We start from the raw sequence: 15,223 nt of genomic DNA, 5'->3' as shown, positions 1-15,223 counted from the left end.
GCAATAATGGATGGTAAGCTGAAAAAAATAAAAAATGCCCAAAACGAATATATGTATCCGATAACAGTTTCGGATGCGGTATACGTAGATCCCGAAACCAGCTTAAAAACCAAACTTGCCGAGTTGGATGCCAACCTCGGTAATCCTAATTCTTATGTCATAGAATTAGATAAATGGGGTATTCATAGTGACGGATCAGAATCGGCCGCTACGACCAAAGGAATTAACGACGCGCTATCTTGGGCCAAGTCCAGCGGGTATAATCATGTACTATTACCTAGTGGAACTTATTCTCTAAAGATTGATCCGAATGGCATCGCTATTTATATGCTGAGCGGCATACACTTTGAAATGAAAGATGACTGTGTGCTGCAGTTGGAAGGAAACTCGTCACCTAGTTATCGTATCATTCATTTTGATCAAATCGATCACGCAAAAGTTTCAGGCGGAACCATTATCGGCGATAAAGCATCTCACCAATATGAAATGTATGTCAAATTTGTAAGAGGCGGGGTTAATGCGGACGGTTCTTTGAATGATAACCCCAACTTTATTAGAAGTGAAGTGATCGATCGCTATCAAAATCCTGGCCTTTTATCCACCTTCAGACTCTGGTCAATAAACGGTATTACAACAACCACGTACAGCTTTTACCAATATAAAGACAGCGTTTCAAAAGACACTTTGGTCAATTTCCGTACCAATGGTGAATTTGCTCCAGCAGCTCCTACGGGTAGAGGATGGTTCGATACCATAGATCAAGATAACAAGATGGTATTCGTCATCGATATTACATCATCGCCACTCACAAATGAACAGATTTCGCAAATTAGCGCCAAGGTTGATAACTCCTATTACACTCATGAAGGGGGTTATGGCGTTGCCGTTTTTAGCTCCAATTACATCGAAGTCCAGGGAATTGAGATATCGAATTGTACGGGCGACGGTATCTTTGTAGGAATCAGCGTCCGTTATGAAGATCCCTCCCAATATACCCAGGAAGAGATGGGACAGCATATTTATATTCACGGCTGCGATATCCATCATTGCAGACGACAAGGCATGTCGCTATGCGGTTCCAATGATGTCTTCGTAGCTAATAACACGATTCACCATATTGGATATGCTGACGATGGAGTAACGACCGACTTTCGGAACGGAACTGCTCCTATGTTTGGTATTGATGTGGAGTCGATGGTCGGCGAAAGCAATATTCCTTACAAAAGCATTTATTTGAATCAGGACGGGCTGGAAACAAATTATCGGATTTACATTTACAATAACTATATTCATCATAATGCCAAAGGACACTTTGTTAATGCGGATGGAACTCAGATTACACTACAGAACAATACTTTTGAGGCTTACAACGTAGGAGCAATAAGCTCTTATCCTAATCAATGGTACATTAAGTATCTCAATAATACGTTCATCCAGTGCACGTTAGTTGTGAAAGGAAATAATGTCGTTAACGGCGGCGTGTTCAACAAAGCCAATTTGAATCTAATGGATGTTCAAGGAGCTCTTATCGACAATTGCCAAATCAAGGACGGCTTGTTTTACGGGTCGAGCATCTACGGTTATTTCGGGATGCCTTCTGCTGTCAATATAGCTACAGGTACATTTGCGTATACTGCACCTCATGGAATGGGCAACGGAGCTCAAATTTGCTTTGAACAATGGTTCGGTAAGGTGCCTACGGGAATTAGTGTCGATAAAGTGTACTACACCGTCAATATTACATCCACGAGCTTCCAAGTATCTGAAACCAAGGGCGGGAGCCCTGTTATGATAACAGATGCAGGTGTTACCGGCTTCAATATTTCCCGCTACAATTACGGCAGATGCTACATTTCCAACATAACGGTTGAGACCGACTGGAATGATACTACAGGGAGTAAAGGCTTTAATACGCTAGTTGCCGGTGCCGTAATCCATAATGTAACCGTGAAGAACTGTCCAGTGTCTATCAAAGCGCCCGATAATTATGTTGGCAGACCTAATGTCATAGTGGGCCTCACTTTACTTGAGAGCGGCGGTAATCTTCAAGCTAGCGACTTGAGCAATCTTAAGGTGATGAAAGTAAGAACAAAAGCACTGGGCGGAGATCTGACCCTAGGCTCCACTACAGCCTACTCAAGAGTGAATATCGACAGCGGTCTCTTTCAAGGGATTCAAGTCAATTTTGAGGAAGCTTATCTTAACAACGGAACCTTTATCAATGCGATCGTGTACAAACAGGATCATTCTAACCGATCGATCCTAAGCAATAGTTACTTGGAAAACACTTCTTTGTCGCTTCATTGGCTAACAATGGATAAGTCGATGATAATAACGAAATGTCTTTTCAATAATGTTACAGTGGATGCCAGCTCCTCCGTTAAGATGATTGATAATGTCGACGTTAATTCCGGACTTTCCGATAATCGTATGAATGCGTTACCTGTCAGCGGCAAATACACTCTCGGGCAAATCATTTATAATTCCACTCCTAAGCCGGGAGGCTATGTAGGCTGGATATGCACAACAGGCGGGTACGCTACTAATCAGGCATGGGCCGCTTCCAAAGCCTTTTCTCTAGGATATCGAATCCAATCCGGGGGGCATGTATACGAGGTGACCACTGCCGGCACATCGGGTTCCGTACCTCCAGTCTTCCCTACATCATCAGGAAGTACCATCACAGATAATACAATCGTATGGAAGGAAATCGGTCTATTGGCTGTATTCAACAATTTCGGCCCCATAAGCACTTAGTAGAATCGCTGCCGTTTACGGCAGCTTTTTTATTTTTTAATCTTTAAAAAAAGACATTCTCAAACATCCTTATTTGATGTATGATTCTTAATAACGAACATTTCTTTACAATTTATTCATAGAAGGAGGGTTAGCAGTTATGCGGCACTTAAAAAGGTTCATTTGTGTTACCCTGCTCCTCATTGCATTCATACTTCCTACAACAGCTTTCGCATCCAACGGCAATTCCAACAGTCAAAATCATCAAAACAATCCAAAGAACAATAACAACCAGAGCTGGGAGCAATATTTCTCATCCTTTTTCTCCGGAAATAAAGGGAACAAGGATGATGATTGGAAGCATTATTACGACAATAACAAGGACTTCAAGGATTGGTATGACAAGCACAAAAATGACTGTCCGGACGGCGAATCCGATGATATTTGGAAAAAGTGGTTTTGTTACTAATAGCTAGCCTCCTTCTTGCTTATTTAAAAAAGGGGTTATCCTGCATAAGTCATCAGACTTATAAGGATAACCCCTTAACTGTTATCTAGATGCTACTCGTTCATGAATCCTGCATACTGCAGCAGACGCTTGAGCATAACAGCGGCTTCTGCGCGCGTTGCCTTGCTGCTTGGAGCAAAGGTCTTATCGGTTACACCGTTAATAATCCCTGCGTTAACCGCTCCAGCTATAGCATCCTTTGCCCAGCCGGAAATGTCCTTACTATCTGCAAATGCCTCAAGCTTGTTGGCATTCGGATCACTGTTCTTGCCCATGAGCTTGATTGCCCGGGCAATCATGGTTGCCATTTGTTCACGAGTAATGGTCGCGTTCGGTTGGAACGTACCATCCTCAAACCCATCTACAAGCCCTGCCTTTGAAGCTGCTCCTACATAACCCGCATACCATTCGGATTTTACATCCGAGAATTTTGCTGTGGATTCCGTAGAAAGTCCTGCAGATCTTACGAGCAGTGTCGCAAATTCAGCGCGTGTAATAGGAGTGTCAGGTGCAAAGGTTGTTTCGGAAGTACCGTTAACGACTCCCTTGGACGCTAGCAATTCAGCTTCACCTTTTGCCCAATGCCCTTGCAAGTCAGCAAACGTTTTGGATGCCTTCACAATGGCATAAATGCTGTTGCCCGCACGTTTTACAGCCGCTTCTGTTTTTCCATTTACAGTTGCAAATAGGGCAGGCACAAAGCTTAAATCACCGGTTTCCGGATTGTACCATACTGCCGTTAATTGGGAGAACGGAGCTGTTTGGGTAAGCGTCATCGTTCTCGTCACATACGTACCGCCAAAGTCGCTTACCGTAACGGACTTGCCGTTTCCTTCAGCCGTAATGACAAAATCAATAGGACCAAATAGTAAAGTCATACCGGAATCCTTCATTTTGGCCGAAATTTGGCTGGCCGTCGTCCCAGATACCTTCTCGATCGTCAAGCTGATGGTTACATTGTCTACTGTAGCTCCAAGAGATTTCACCAATTCCGCGATGTGGAGCACGCTGATCGGCAGATCATAGGTTGCTGCGTCTGATTTAATGGAAAGCACTGCGTTAGGAGCCGTTTGTGCCCCAGCAGTAAGCACGCTTGCAGGCATTTCCACTTTTACGACCGCTTCCGTACTCTTTACTTCCATCGTAATTTTCTGATCGGTTTTTCCCTTCACAGCATCAAACGCTTTTGTCAAAGCATCCGCTGCAATCGTCCATTTTGCAATTTTCTTACCGTTGGCTGTAACTACCGTTGCTTCACCTGTCAAATGTGTTCCATCTTGGTTCGTAGTCGTGCTTCCGCTACCAGTCGACGAGGATCCGCCTGAACCTCCGCCGCCTTTGCTAGGACTGCTGCCGCCGTAAGTTCTCGCACCCGCTTGAGTGGAATAGGAGCTTTCGCCTGCCGCATTGGATGCGGTGATAACATAATAGTACTCGGTGAATGGAATCAGGTTATCGATAGTATAAGTTGCACTTGTTACGTTGGACGCTGCTTTTGTGTATGGACCGTTATTGATTGTGCTTTGATAAATCGTATAGCTCGATGCTCCAGCACTTTGCGTCCATTTCAAAGTTACAGCACGATATCCGCCTTCAGCGGTCAAGCCTGTTGGTGCTCCAGGTGCTTGAGGTGGTTGTACCACCGCTGTAGGAGTGACGTTAACTACATTCGAATAACCACTCTCACCGCTGGCGTTGCCCCCGGTTACCTTGTAATAATAGGTCGTGCCGTTGGTCAAACCTGTGTTGGTATAAACGGCATTCGTCACATTCGATGCGATCTTCGCATATCCGCCGTTTTCCGAATCACCGCGATATACATTGTAATACGTTGCACCTGTTACTGATGTCCAGGTCAATATCGCTTGGGCATCTCCTGCGCTGGCGGTCAAGCCTGTTGGTGCCGCTGGAGCTGTTCCCGGTATGGGTGCAATGAACTTAAGGAAGTCTCCCCAAATAATACTGCCGTCCGCATTTCTTTGATAAGGAACAACCGGCTGCAAGCTTACAAAGTTAGCGTCTGTCAGCTTGACCCCAGACTTATTAACGGAAACGGAGCCGTTAAACAAATAGTTTGTATCCGAGTTCAAGCCAGGAGGATAGTTATCTTTAGCGTTATTGTTTACGTAATCCTTTTGATAAGAAATGAATCCATCGATTCTGAAGTCCGTTGGAATACCAGTGTACGTAGAGAAGTTCAAATTTGCTCTTGCATTGTTGTATGCAATGTTATTCTCTGCTCTTACGCCCGGGTTGCTGTTGCTTGTAAAGCCATAGGCTCCGTTGTCAAAAGCGATACTGTTCCGGATGATATGAGGTACATGAATGCCTTCGCCCCCAAGCTTAAATCCGTTTTTATCCCCTTGACCTACTTTACCGTTAGTCAACGTACCGTTGTTATAGGCAATGCTATTTTCTATAATAACGGCACCAATTGCTCCAGATCCAGCTTTTGTGTATAAATCCCAGCCGTCATCAATGTTGTTATGAGAAATACATCCTCTGAAAATATTGCCTTCACCGACTGTCAGTTTGGCTGCGAAACCATCGGCGTTATTATCGGATGGATCACGGTTGTCGAACGATTCACTGTTCAAAATCAAGTTGTAAGAAGGCCATTGGGCTTTATCCTCCGAATCATCCGTGCGGCTGATCTGAAGCCCAGTATCCCCGTTCTCATAGAATCGGCTAGCTTCCACAATATTGTAGTTTCCGCCTACCGTGAATCCTTTCGTGTTATCTGCGGATCTTGCGAAATCAATGCCCTTCACATGCCAGTAATTACCGCTTAGCACGACACCTTCTGACTTTTTGTTAAAGTCGATAACCGGTTTTGCTCCAGGTGCAGCTACCAGATACTTCATCGCTTGTGCTGTACCGTCATTATATTTTTTAATTTCAAGCTTCGAGCTGCGTACGTAGTTGCCGTCGAGCATAATAATTTTTTGACCCGCTCTTACAAAAGCAACGGCTGTGTCAAGATCCAAAGGATTATTTTCCATACCCGTACCGTTAGCCGATCCGGTTGGAGAAACATAGATATCTCCGTTTTGTACATAAGATTTCTGGGTTACTGTAAAATTACGGATGATTTTATCGTATGATGTCAACGCCTGCGTATCATCCGGCAAAAACGTTAAGCTAAAGTTCGTACTGCTGTTGGCAGCAAGCGCAGCTCGGATCGCTACATTTTTGCTTGCTTCTACTGTCTTGTCTTGCGCAATAATGGTTTGTCCTTGTTTAACTGTTACTGTACCGCTCACATTGGATTTGACCAGCAATTCATAATCCGCTGCAGAGATTTTATCAAGTGAGACCACTTGGAAGTCCGGCGTAACCGGCTTCTTAGGCGCTTCTACTTTAAGAGCATCCGTCGCAGCCTCCGATACCGTCAGTTGGATATTGCGTACTTCAATCGTCGCAAGACGGGCTGTATAAAAGCCTACGTACATTTTGGAATCCTGAACGTTCAAAATATCCGGCTCGAAAATAATAGATTCCTGCTCGTTGTTAATTTTTCCTGTAAAGCCGCTGTTCGTTTTGGTCAGCGTTAATTTGTACGGCGTGTTGGATGCAGAAGGCTTCACATTTTTCAGCATAATGTTCTGAATACCCTTACTGCCTGTTCCTTCCTTCGTTAGAACACCGGATCTTACAAACAACTGCGTTCCATTAGGTTTGGTCGTACCACCGCTGTATCCACCGATAGCTGCGATATTCGATGCAAACACACTGGAATCATTAGCAGGACCGATTGCATCTCTTGCCATAATCCCGAACGATTCTTGACCATCATAGGGGTCTTTGGCATATTCCAGGACGGTAATATCCGCAGACAAAACAAAGTTATCTTGCGTGGCATCAAGCTCGGTATAGTAGAACGAAATGCCATCATGGTCTCCGGTTACCTTACCGCTGCCTTGGGGAGCCTCCAGCTTCACGCTGTTATCTGCATTTACTGTTACTTTATTTGAAGCCGAAGTCGATTGGCCAAACCGGATGGAATTCCATTGGTAGTCCACAGGTTGTCTTACCGTAACTTTAAAAACAATTGGCGCAAGAGTCGTATCCGCAGGAGTAATGATTACATCATATGTCCCGACTTTCGTCGTATCCACAGAGGAGCTATCTAAGGAATAGCTGCCTTCAGCCAGCACATCCTTGTCCGAGTTATCATAAAGCTTGGATACTTCCAAACCTGTTTTATCGAAAGGCTCGTTCAAAGCGTAAGTCGTACGCGGATATTTAGTAACTCCGATGCCAACGACTTGCTTTTGTTTGACGTTAACTACTACATTAACGGATTTTCCTTTATACGTAATCGCAATCTGCTTTGTACCTGGCGTACCCGTATCCAAAGTGCCTACCGTGTACTCCGTATTCAGCAGACGAACCGAGGAATTGTCGCTGTACTTGGCATATACGACTAACCCCTCCAAATCTAAAGAATCACCTAAATAATAGACTGTTTTTTGAGGCTGCTGTTTAATCTCCAAGCCAGAGATATCTGCATTATTGACGACGACATCGAAATCATTGGAGGTTGACGGTGTTTGTTTCGATGTAACGTTAACCGTCTTGGTACCCGGAGTATTGAACACATAAGTAGAACCGGTTACCGTCGCGCCTGGAATCGAAATGGCATATTGATCGCTGCCGATATCTGCTACTTTCCCCGTATTATACGTCGCCGTAACAACAAGACCAGCAGGATCAAACTCATCTCCTTTGTAGTATGTAGTCTTAGCAGGATAGTATTTAATGTCCAAGGCATCAACCGTTAAAGCTGTGATGCTGAGATTAATCGTATACTTTTGTCCGTTGAAATTAACATTAATCGGATTCACACCCGCTTTGCTGCTGTCGAATCCAGAAATGATGTAATCATTAGCTGTAAGAATTTCCTCGCTGCTTCCGTAAAGCGCTTTAACTTTTAGTCCGGTTAAGTCGAGGCTATCGCCTACGAAATAATCTTTTTTCATGGAAGCGGCGTCAACTTGGATGCCGGTAGGGACTCTGGAGTCCATTTTTAGTTGAATATTACTGAAAGTAGCTGTCGCATTTCTTGATGTGTAGAACCCAGCATAGGCTATGCTGCCAGTAAACTTGTCAATGATTTGGGTTTGATCTCCACATTTCAGGATATAAACGTTTCCTGATTTTCTAATGCTTAGATCATATACTTTTCCAATTCCCGGAGCGCTTGCTTTATTGAATTCGAGACCCGTCTTTACTTGAGAAGCTTGCTTATAAAAGCCCTTCATTACTTGGTCATATGCTCCAAGAGCAATGTAGTCTCCAGTATAAGTACTGTTGCTACTATTAGTCTCCATAATATTACTTCTCAGCATAATACCAAATGAAACCTGGTTGTGTGCTTTCCAATCATCTACTTTTACTTGCGCAGACAACTCGTAATTGGCATCAGTAGGTATTTCCTGAAAGTAATAGGCAATCCCTTCGGTACTAGAATCAATCTTCCCCTTATCGCCCACCACCTTTATTGTTACTGCCGATCCATCCTGATTTTCAGCAATCTGAAAATTGTCAGCTGACGGAGTTCCACCCAAATTCCCAAAAACTCTCCCCTGCCATTGACTTCCGCTCCCAATACTAATCATATCCCCCGTCGCAGCCAAAGCTCGCCCAGGTTGCAAAGAAAACAATAGAAACAGTGACATAACCAACGCGAACCATCGTTGTTGTTTACGCAAACCGCATTTCCCCCTCGTGTTGTTTTTTTGTAGTGCTCCTGCCACCCTTACCTAAGGAAGCATAAGCAATAGTTGTAGTGTAGGGCAGCCACTAGGAACACTCAATAAGCTCTTTTTAACTTCATTTTATTTTGAAAAAGATGGCTATGACTCTTGGTACAAGCATAGTACAGACATAAAAAAACAACCTTCTACATAAGAAAGTTGTTTTTAGCTGATGACATGTATTCTTTTGTCGAAAGGAAAATGACTCTATTTTAATTGAATCATCTTCTCGCGATACTGTCCTGGCGTCATATTTTCAAATTTTTTAAACAGCCTGATGAAATAAGAGGGTTGAAAACCGATGCTTTCCGCAATTTCATTGACCTTCATATCCGAGTCACCGAGCAGCTCCTTAGCCTTATCGATTCGCAGCGCGGTCAGATAGTCGATAAAATTCATCCCAGTCACCTGCTTGAACACTTTACTGAGCGCATAGGGTGTTGTGTTAAATGCCCGGGCACATTCCTCCAGCGATATATCGCCGGCAAACCTTTCCTTCAACATATTCGTTACCTGCTCCACCAAAGGCTTCACATGAATATCCTGATGCTGACTCAGCTTATGCGCATAGGGCAGGATAACCTTTTGCTGAAAAAAACGAACCATATGTTCAGGCTCCCGCAGCTGATTCAGCTGCTCATACAGATTGTCACCTTCATACAGATGATGAGGATGGTAGCCGGTCTCCAGCATCGTATGCATCATACTTCCAAGAACCTGCATAACGCCTTCTTGCAGCAGCTTTTCTTTGCCCGATTGCCTGACGAGTTCCGTCACAAATGCCTCAACAAGCCGCATGGCCTGTTCGCTCTGCCCCATCCGTATCGCCTGCATAAGATCTTTTTCCAAGGCAAACGGATAATGAACGTCCTGATTGGCACTTGGCAGCATCTCCTCCAAATCCAGCACTTGATGCTCTTCCTTCAAGTCCCGATAGCGGATGGCATTCCTAAGATAAGGCAGCATTTGTGGAATATCTTTTACTTGCGAGGTTAGACGTCCTACACAAATCGTCGTTTGCATCTTAAGCAAAGAGCTGATCGTCCGCACCAAATCATCCGCCAGCAAGTACAGCTCTTCCTTAACCTGCGGCTTCGTTCTATCGATCGGATACGAGAGCAGAATGCCGACCGTCAAATCTTGAAAGTTGATGATCTCCGCCTGCTGGCTTCGACTTCGCACGATTTCCTGAGCTATGTTGGCAGCTGCAAACGTCACTAGATGTTCTTCGCTTTCCATAAATTTTCCGTCTTCTTTTGCAAAACCCGTTATTTGTGCCAGCAGCAGTACGAACCATTGCGCTTCCGATTGCCACCCAAAGCTTTCCATGCGGGCACGCACCTCGGGCTCCTTTAGCGAATAAAAATGCCCCTGCACCAGCTGCATTAAAAATGCGGCTCTAAGCGAAGGATAGGCCTGCTCCAGCTTGGTTTCCAGCACCTTACGTTCTTCGCTCAAATGATTCCACTGGCTCTCGATGAACTCCAGCTCGTCTCCATCATCCTTTTGTCCGTGGGTGTCTGGCACTGTCTTTTGGTTCTTAACAAGACTGAACAACCGCCCTATCGGTTGGTACAAACGGTTGGATGCCATCCACGATAAGAGAATGGCCATCAAAAGCCCGAATAGACCGATGCCCAGCATCACTCTCGACATAATAACGACGGGTGCAGTCAACTGCGATAAGGATGTCGTCGTTACATACCTCCAGGGAACCCCTAAACGGGAAAACTCACCATAGGAGACGGAGTAAGACTCTCCCTTCCAGTCGAATGAGTAAGAGCCGGTCTCCTCTTCACGCTGCATCACGCTTGCTTTCACCGCCGATTCTAATGCAAAACGTTCCTTATCGGAGGCTGCTGGGGAAACGATAATATGACCGTCCTGGAACATAAGAAAGGAAGCGCCTTCATTATCGGTTGACATCTCCTCCACCATCTGCACCAGCTTGGCTTTATCCAGATAAAAGATAAGTGCTCCATAGGGCTGGCCTATGCTCGGCAGTTTATGAACGAGGGCTACATAAGATGATGCACCTTTGCCATTGACTTTTGTAAGCGAATCGTTCCAAAATTCCCCTCTGCCCTTCTCCAGCAGGGAACGAAACTGCTTCTGCTCCTGCTCGTTCGTAACGGGTACGATTCCCTCGATATCCGATACGATCACCGGCTGTTTTTTGTTTAAATATAAATGAACCTGGTCGATCAAAGGATAAGCACCTTTCATCACCCCAAGAAAACGGTACAAATTTTGGGTTGTATTGTAATCGTCAATCAGGTCAATATCTCCAAGTCTTGCATCCAATCGACTGTCCAAAGACCACTGCGTAGCTGCCAGCTCCAGCTGAGCCAAATTTTCATTCATTCGATCTATCGTTTTCTTCAAAAAAACGTCGTGATTTTGCGTAATTTCTTTTTCAATATGCGCTCGGCCTGTGACATAGGATGTAATCCCAATAATGACTGTCGGCAAGCTGGTAATGCAAAGAACCAATAGCAAGCTTTTTCGGTAAAAGTTGCTTTTACTGGACTTTTGGGTCCACCAGTACCACAGCTGCTTCCAACGTAACCACATAAGGATTTCACCTTCTCCTGTTGTGCTGCACTTATTATACTGAATCGTCCCGCATCATGTATATGGAAACGGGAAAATCCCCCGACCGCATCATTTTTTTTGCAATCGGGGGTAAGACTATTATTTTTTCGCGCTCTGTTTTTTCTGGTATGCGTCATTCAACTCTGCTGTGATTTTGACCATATCGGGGTCGACCTTCAGCTTCGCCATATAATCGTCCCAGGCGCTGATCGGTTCTTTGCCCATGATCACCTTCGTTTTCATATCTTGGATTTTTTTACGCAGCTCAGTTCCGACCTTGGTGTTCGTATCTGAGTTCAATCCGATCGCAGGGTCTCCTATACTGGTCTTAGCCTTCTCGTCAATAATTTTCTTATTACGTTCCAGCACATCCGCCGGCATCCCCGTTCTATAAGCGCGAAGATAAGGATCATATTTCAGGAAAATTTGTCCGAATGCCTGCTGAGCCACGATATCTTTTTGAGCCTGCGGCGTTGCTGTCTTGATGCCATCCTTCTCGGTGTAGTGAACATCCTTCAAGCCGTAGCTGGCCAAATCGCTTCCTTCTTGGCTTGCACCGTAATCCATGAACTTCATCAGCTGCTTCATCTTGGCTTCTGGAACAGACTTCGGTATCGCATACATTCCGAAGAATCCGCTGTCTTTGTTAGAGTAACCGTTCAGCGAGACTAGTGGCAGGAAGTCTGCTTTCGGATTCGACTTGCGAAGCTCCTCCGTCGGCTCCCACGCCGCCTCCACCGTATCCTGGAACCCGCCGCCGCGGTTCGCTTTCAGTAAATCCTTGGCCTGCGTATTCTTCAATACGGCTACATCCTCTGGAATCAGCTTCTCTTTATAGGCCTTATTCAGCCATACCAGACTGTCCTTCACTTCAGGGAGCACATTGACGTTGACGAGCTTGCCATCTATCAGCTTCCAGTCACCATTCACCTTGGTAAACGTATTTTGCAGCTGGTTAAAATAGGCCATTCCGTTCTGATCGACGAAGCCGATATATCCGATCGTGTCATTTTTTCCATTGCCGTCCGGGTCCTTCTCCACAAATGCCTTCAGCACATTGTACAGATCATCGGTTGTTTTTGGAACGTCCAGCTTCAGCGCATCCAGCCAGTCCTTACGTAGATAAGGGAAGCCTCCGCCATCGGTAGGACGGGGACGAGGGATACCGTAATTTTTACCATCTGCTTGTTTCGTATTTTCCCACGATTCCTTCGGATACTGCATCAAGTTCGGATAATCTTTGAGGATAGGCGTCATATCCCAAAAGGCCCCCTGAGCCACCATACCTCGAACTTGAGCGCTGAACGGATCATCCAGCAAAATCAGATCCGGAATATCCCCTGAGGCCAAGGTGACGTTGATTTTGTCCGCATAGTTGTTCGGAGACACCCAAGTGATCTTCAGCTTCGTATTCGTCCGTTTCTCGATTTCCTTGACGATGACATTATCCGGTCCCGGAGGCTCGGGGGTATAATACATGGTCATAATGCTGATGTCCAACGGTTTGCCTGGGGTCGCTCCTCCTGACCCTGAACCTGCCGCAGGGACGGGCTTATCGCCGCCGGAACAAGCAGAAAGCAGTGAAGAAACCAGCAGGGTGGAAGCAACAACGACTGAAGCTTTTTTGTTCATAATGCTTTGACCTCCCATGAAATGTTTATTCTTTGACCGAGCCGACCATAGCACCCTTGGCGAAATGCTTTTGCAAAAAAGGATACACCAGGAGGATCGGAACGGTAGCAATGACGACCGCCGCCATCTTCAGCGTTTCTGGCGGAATCCGCTGTTCTGACATCATTTCCGCCGCAGCAGAACCACCAGCAGCCGTCGATGCGTCGATCAGCATGTTTTGCAGCAAAACCTGAAGCGGATGCTTGGAAAAATCATTGATATATAAAAGCGCCGTAAAAAACGTGTTCCAGTAAGCTACGGCGTAAAACAACCCGAATGCGGCAAGCGAAGGCAGCGATAAAGGCAGAATGACGCGATACCATACGCTAACATCATTGCAGCCATCGATTCTAGCCGCCTCCTCCAGACTGGCTGGAATGCTATCGAAGAAGCCTTTCATTAGCAGTACGTACCATCCGCTGGTCAGCACAGGCAAAATAAGAGACCAGGTGCTGTTAATCAGATGCAGATCCCGTACCAGCAAATATGGTGGAATGATGCCGGGATTGAACAAAGTCGTGAGCAATATAAGCAGCATCATGACTCGGCGACCCTGCAGCCTTCTGCGCGAGATCGCGTAGGACAAGCAAGAAGTAACGAGCAAGCTTAACGCCGTGCCGACAACCGCCAAAAATACACTGTTGCCGATTGCGTTCAGAAAAGCGTTCGTCGACATTAAATATTTATAAGAATCCAAGCTCCAGTGTTTAGGGAACAGCTGGACTTCATTAGATAAGTACTCCGACGGCTCCGTAAACGAGACGATAAACACGTAGTATAGAGGGAAAAACGTAATAATACCGATAATACCGAGAAGAACTGCGTTTACGGTTTGAAATGTGCGATCGCGTCTGTGATGGTTCATATTCCGTCAGTACACCCCTTCCTCGCCGAACTTCTTGGCTAGCTTATTAGCACCTATGACGAGCAGCAGGCCGACGACCGACTTGAACAAGCCAACCGCTGTGCTGTAGCTGAATTGCCCCTGCTTCACACCCAAACGGTATACGTATGTATCGAATACATCCGCCACTTCTGAGACAGCTCCATTCATCATAAGGAACACCTGCTCGAATCCAACGTCCATAATATGGCCAATGCGCAGAATTAATAAGATGATAATAACCGAGCGGATACCGGGCAGCGTGACATGCCACATTTGGCGGAACCTGCCTGCACCATCCATTTTGGCCGCTTCGTACAGCTGCGGATCAATGCTTGCCATGGAGGCAAGGAAGATGATCGTCCCCCATCCTGCATCCTTCCAGATCGACTGTGCCGTAAGCATCCCCCAAAAGTAGCTTTTATTCGTTAAAAAATCGACTTTCTCAAAGCCCAAGCTAACCAGAATTTGATTGATGGCCCCATCGCCTGTCGAGAACAAAATAAACGTAATCCCAACAATGATGACCCAGGATAAAAAATGCGGCAAGTATACGATAGATTGTACGATTTTCTTGTAGGCCTGCTGTCTCACTTCGTTCAGCATCAAAGATAACAAGATGGGCAGCGGGAAGAAAAAGATTAGCGAGAGTGCGTTAATGGCCAATGTATTGCGGAACAGAACGAAAAAATCCGGATTGGAGAAAAATCGTTGAAAGTGCTCCAAGCCGACCCAAGCGCTCCCCATTACACCTTGATAGGGGGAATAATTCTGAAATGAAATGATGATTCCCCACATCGGCACATAACGGAAAATGAGAAAGTACAGCAGCCCCGGCAGAGCCAATAAATAAAGGAACTTGTCCCGGACTATTCCTGTCCCTATTTGTTTGAGTCTTGTGCTCCGAGCTTCTTTGCTTTGAGCGGCTGGTTTGGCAATCGGTTCCAATGCTGAAGCCATTCATCCTTCCCCCGTTCGAGTATGCAAACTTTTTGTGGTCATGCTAAGGCGTTGATTACGCTGATTTCAATCTACATTGCCCGCTCATTTCCGGCAATCACTCATTTTTGT

7 protein-coding genes are annotated in these 15,223 nt (G+C 45.5%); 2 read left to right on the top strand and 5 right to left on the bottom strand.

The window, feature by feature from the left end:
• The first annotated feature begins 6 nt into the window (after window positions 1-6).
• Together BP97_RS37055 and BP97_RS0120950 are read left to right on the top strand one after the other, a co-directional pair.
• On the top strand, window positions 7-2,757 hold the full coding sequence (locus BP97_RS37055; protein ID WP_051620841.1) for a right-handed parallel beta-helix repeat-containing protein: 2,751 nt from the start codon (window positions 7-9) through the stop codon (window positions 2,755-2,757).
• Window positions 2,758-2,896: 139 nt separating this feature from the next.
• Window positions 2,897-3,205, top strand: a complete 309-nt coding sequence (locus tag BP97_RS0120950; RefSeq protein ID WP_028550857.1) for a hypothetical protein — start codon at window positions 2,897-2,899, stop codon at window positions 3,203-3,205.
• A gap of 92 nt (window positions 3,206-3,297) precedes the next feature.
• Here the strand turns inward: BP97_RS0120950 and BP97_RS39030 are convergent, their stop codons facing one another.
• From BP97_RS39030 to BP97_RS0120925, 5 genes are all read right to left on the bottom strand, one after another.
• Window positions 3,298-8,958: a bacterial Ig-like domain-containing protein gene (locus tag BP97_RS39030; protein WP_064745726.1), complete on the bottom strand. Its 5,661-nt coding sequence runs from the start codon at window positions 8,956-8,958 to the stop codon at window positions 3,298-3,300.
• Window positions 8,959-9,210: 252 nt separating this feature from the next.
• Window positions 9,211-11,577, bottom strand: coding sequence for an AraC family transcriptional regulator (locus BP97_RS0120940; protein WP_028550856.1), 2,367 nt, complete (start codon window positions 11,575-11,577; stop codon window positions 9,211-9,213).
• Window positions 11,578-11,697: 120 nt separating this feature from the next.
• Complete coding sequence (locus tag BP97_RS0120935; protein ID WP_028550855.1) at window positions 11,698-13,230, bottom strand: extracellular solute-binding protein; 1,533 nt, start codon at window positions 13,228-13,230, stop codon at window positions 11,698-11,700.
• A gap of 25 nt (window positions 13,231-13,255) precedes the next feature.
• A complete protein-coding gene (locus BP97_RS0120930; RefSeq protein ID WP_028550854.1) occupies window positions 13,256-14,134 on the bottom strand; it encodes a carbohydrate ABC transporter permease in 879 nt (292 codons plus the stop codon).
• Window positions 14,135-14,140: 6 nt separating this feature from the next.
• Window positions 14,141-15,112 (bottom strand): ABC transporter permease, encoded by a 972-nt coding sequence (locus BP97_RS0120925; protein WP_028550853.1) that lies wholly within the window; start codon window positions 15,110-15,112, stop codon window positions 14,141-14,143.
• Window positions 15,113-15,223: the final 111 nt, after the last annotated feature.

It is taken from the genome of Paenibacillus sp. UNC451MF (assembly GCF_000686845.1).
In the GTDB taxonomy this organism is placed as follows: domain Bacteria; phylum Bacillota; class Bacilli; order Paenibacillales; family NBRC-103111; genus Paenibacillus_S.
This window is presented reverse-complemented; position numbering and strand designations above follow the sequence as displayed.

What these genes read in the sequence shown, in the direction of transcription:
- BP97_RS37055 (WP_051620841.1), top strand. Translation starts at nt 7, where the DNA reads ATGGATGGTAAGCTGAAAAAAATAAAAAATGCCCAAAACGAATATATG.
- BP97_RS0120950 (WP_028550857.1), top strand. Translation starts at nt 2,897, where the DNA reads ATGCGGCACTTAAAAAGGTTCATTTGTGTTACCCTGCTCCTCATTGCA.
- BP97_RS0120940 (WP_028550856.1), bottom strand. Translation starts at nt 11,577, where the DNA reads ATGTGGTTACGTTGGAAGCAGCTGTGGTACTGGTGGACCCAAAAGTCC.
- BP97_RS0120935 (WP_028550855.1), bottom strand. Translation starts at nt 13,230, where the DNA reads ATGAACAAAAAAGCTTCAGTCGTTGTTGCTTCCACCCTGCTGGTTTCT.
- BP97_RS0120930 (WP_028550854.1), bottom strand. Translation starts at nt 14,134, where the DNA reads ATGAACCATCACAGACGCGATCGCACATTTCAAACCGTAAACGCAGTT.
- BP97_RS0120925 (WP_028550853.1), bottom strand. Translation starts at nt 15,112, where the DNA reads ATGGCTTCAGCATTGGAACCGATTGCCAAACCAGCCGCTCAAAGCAAA.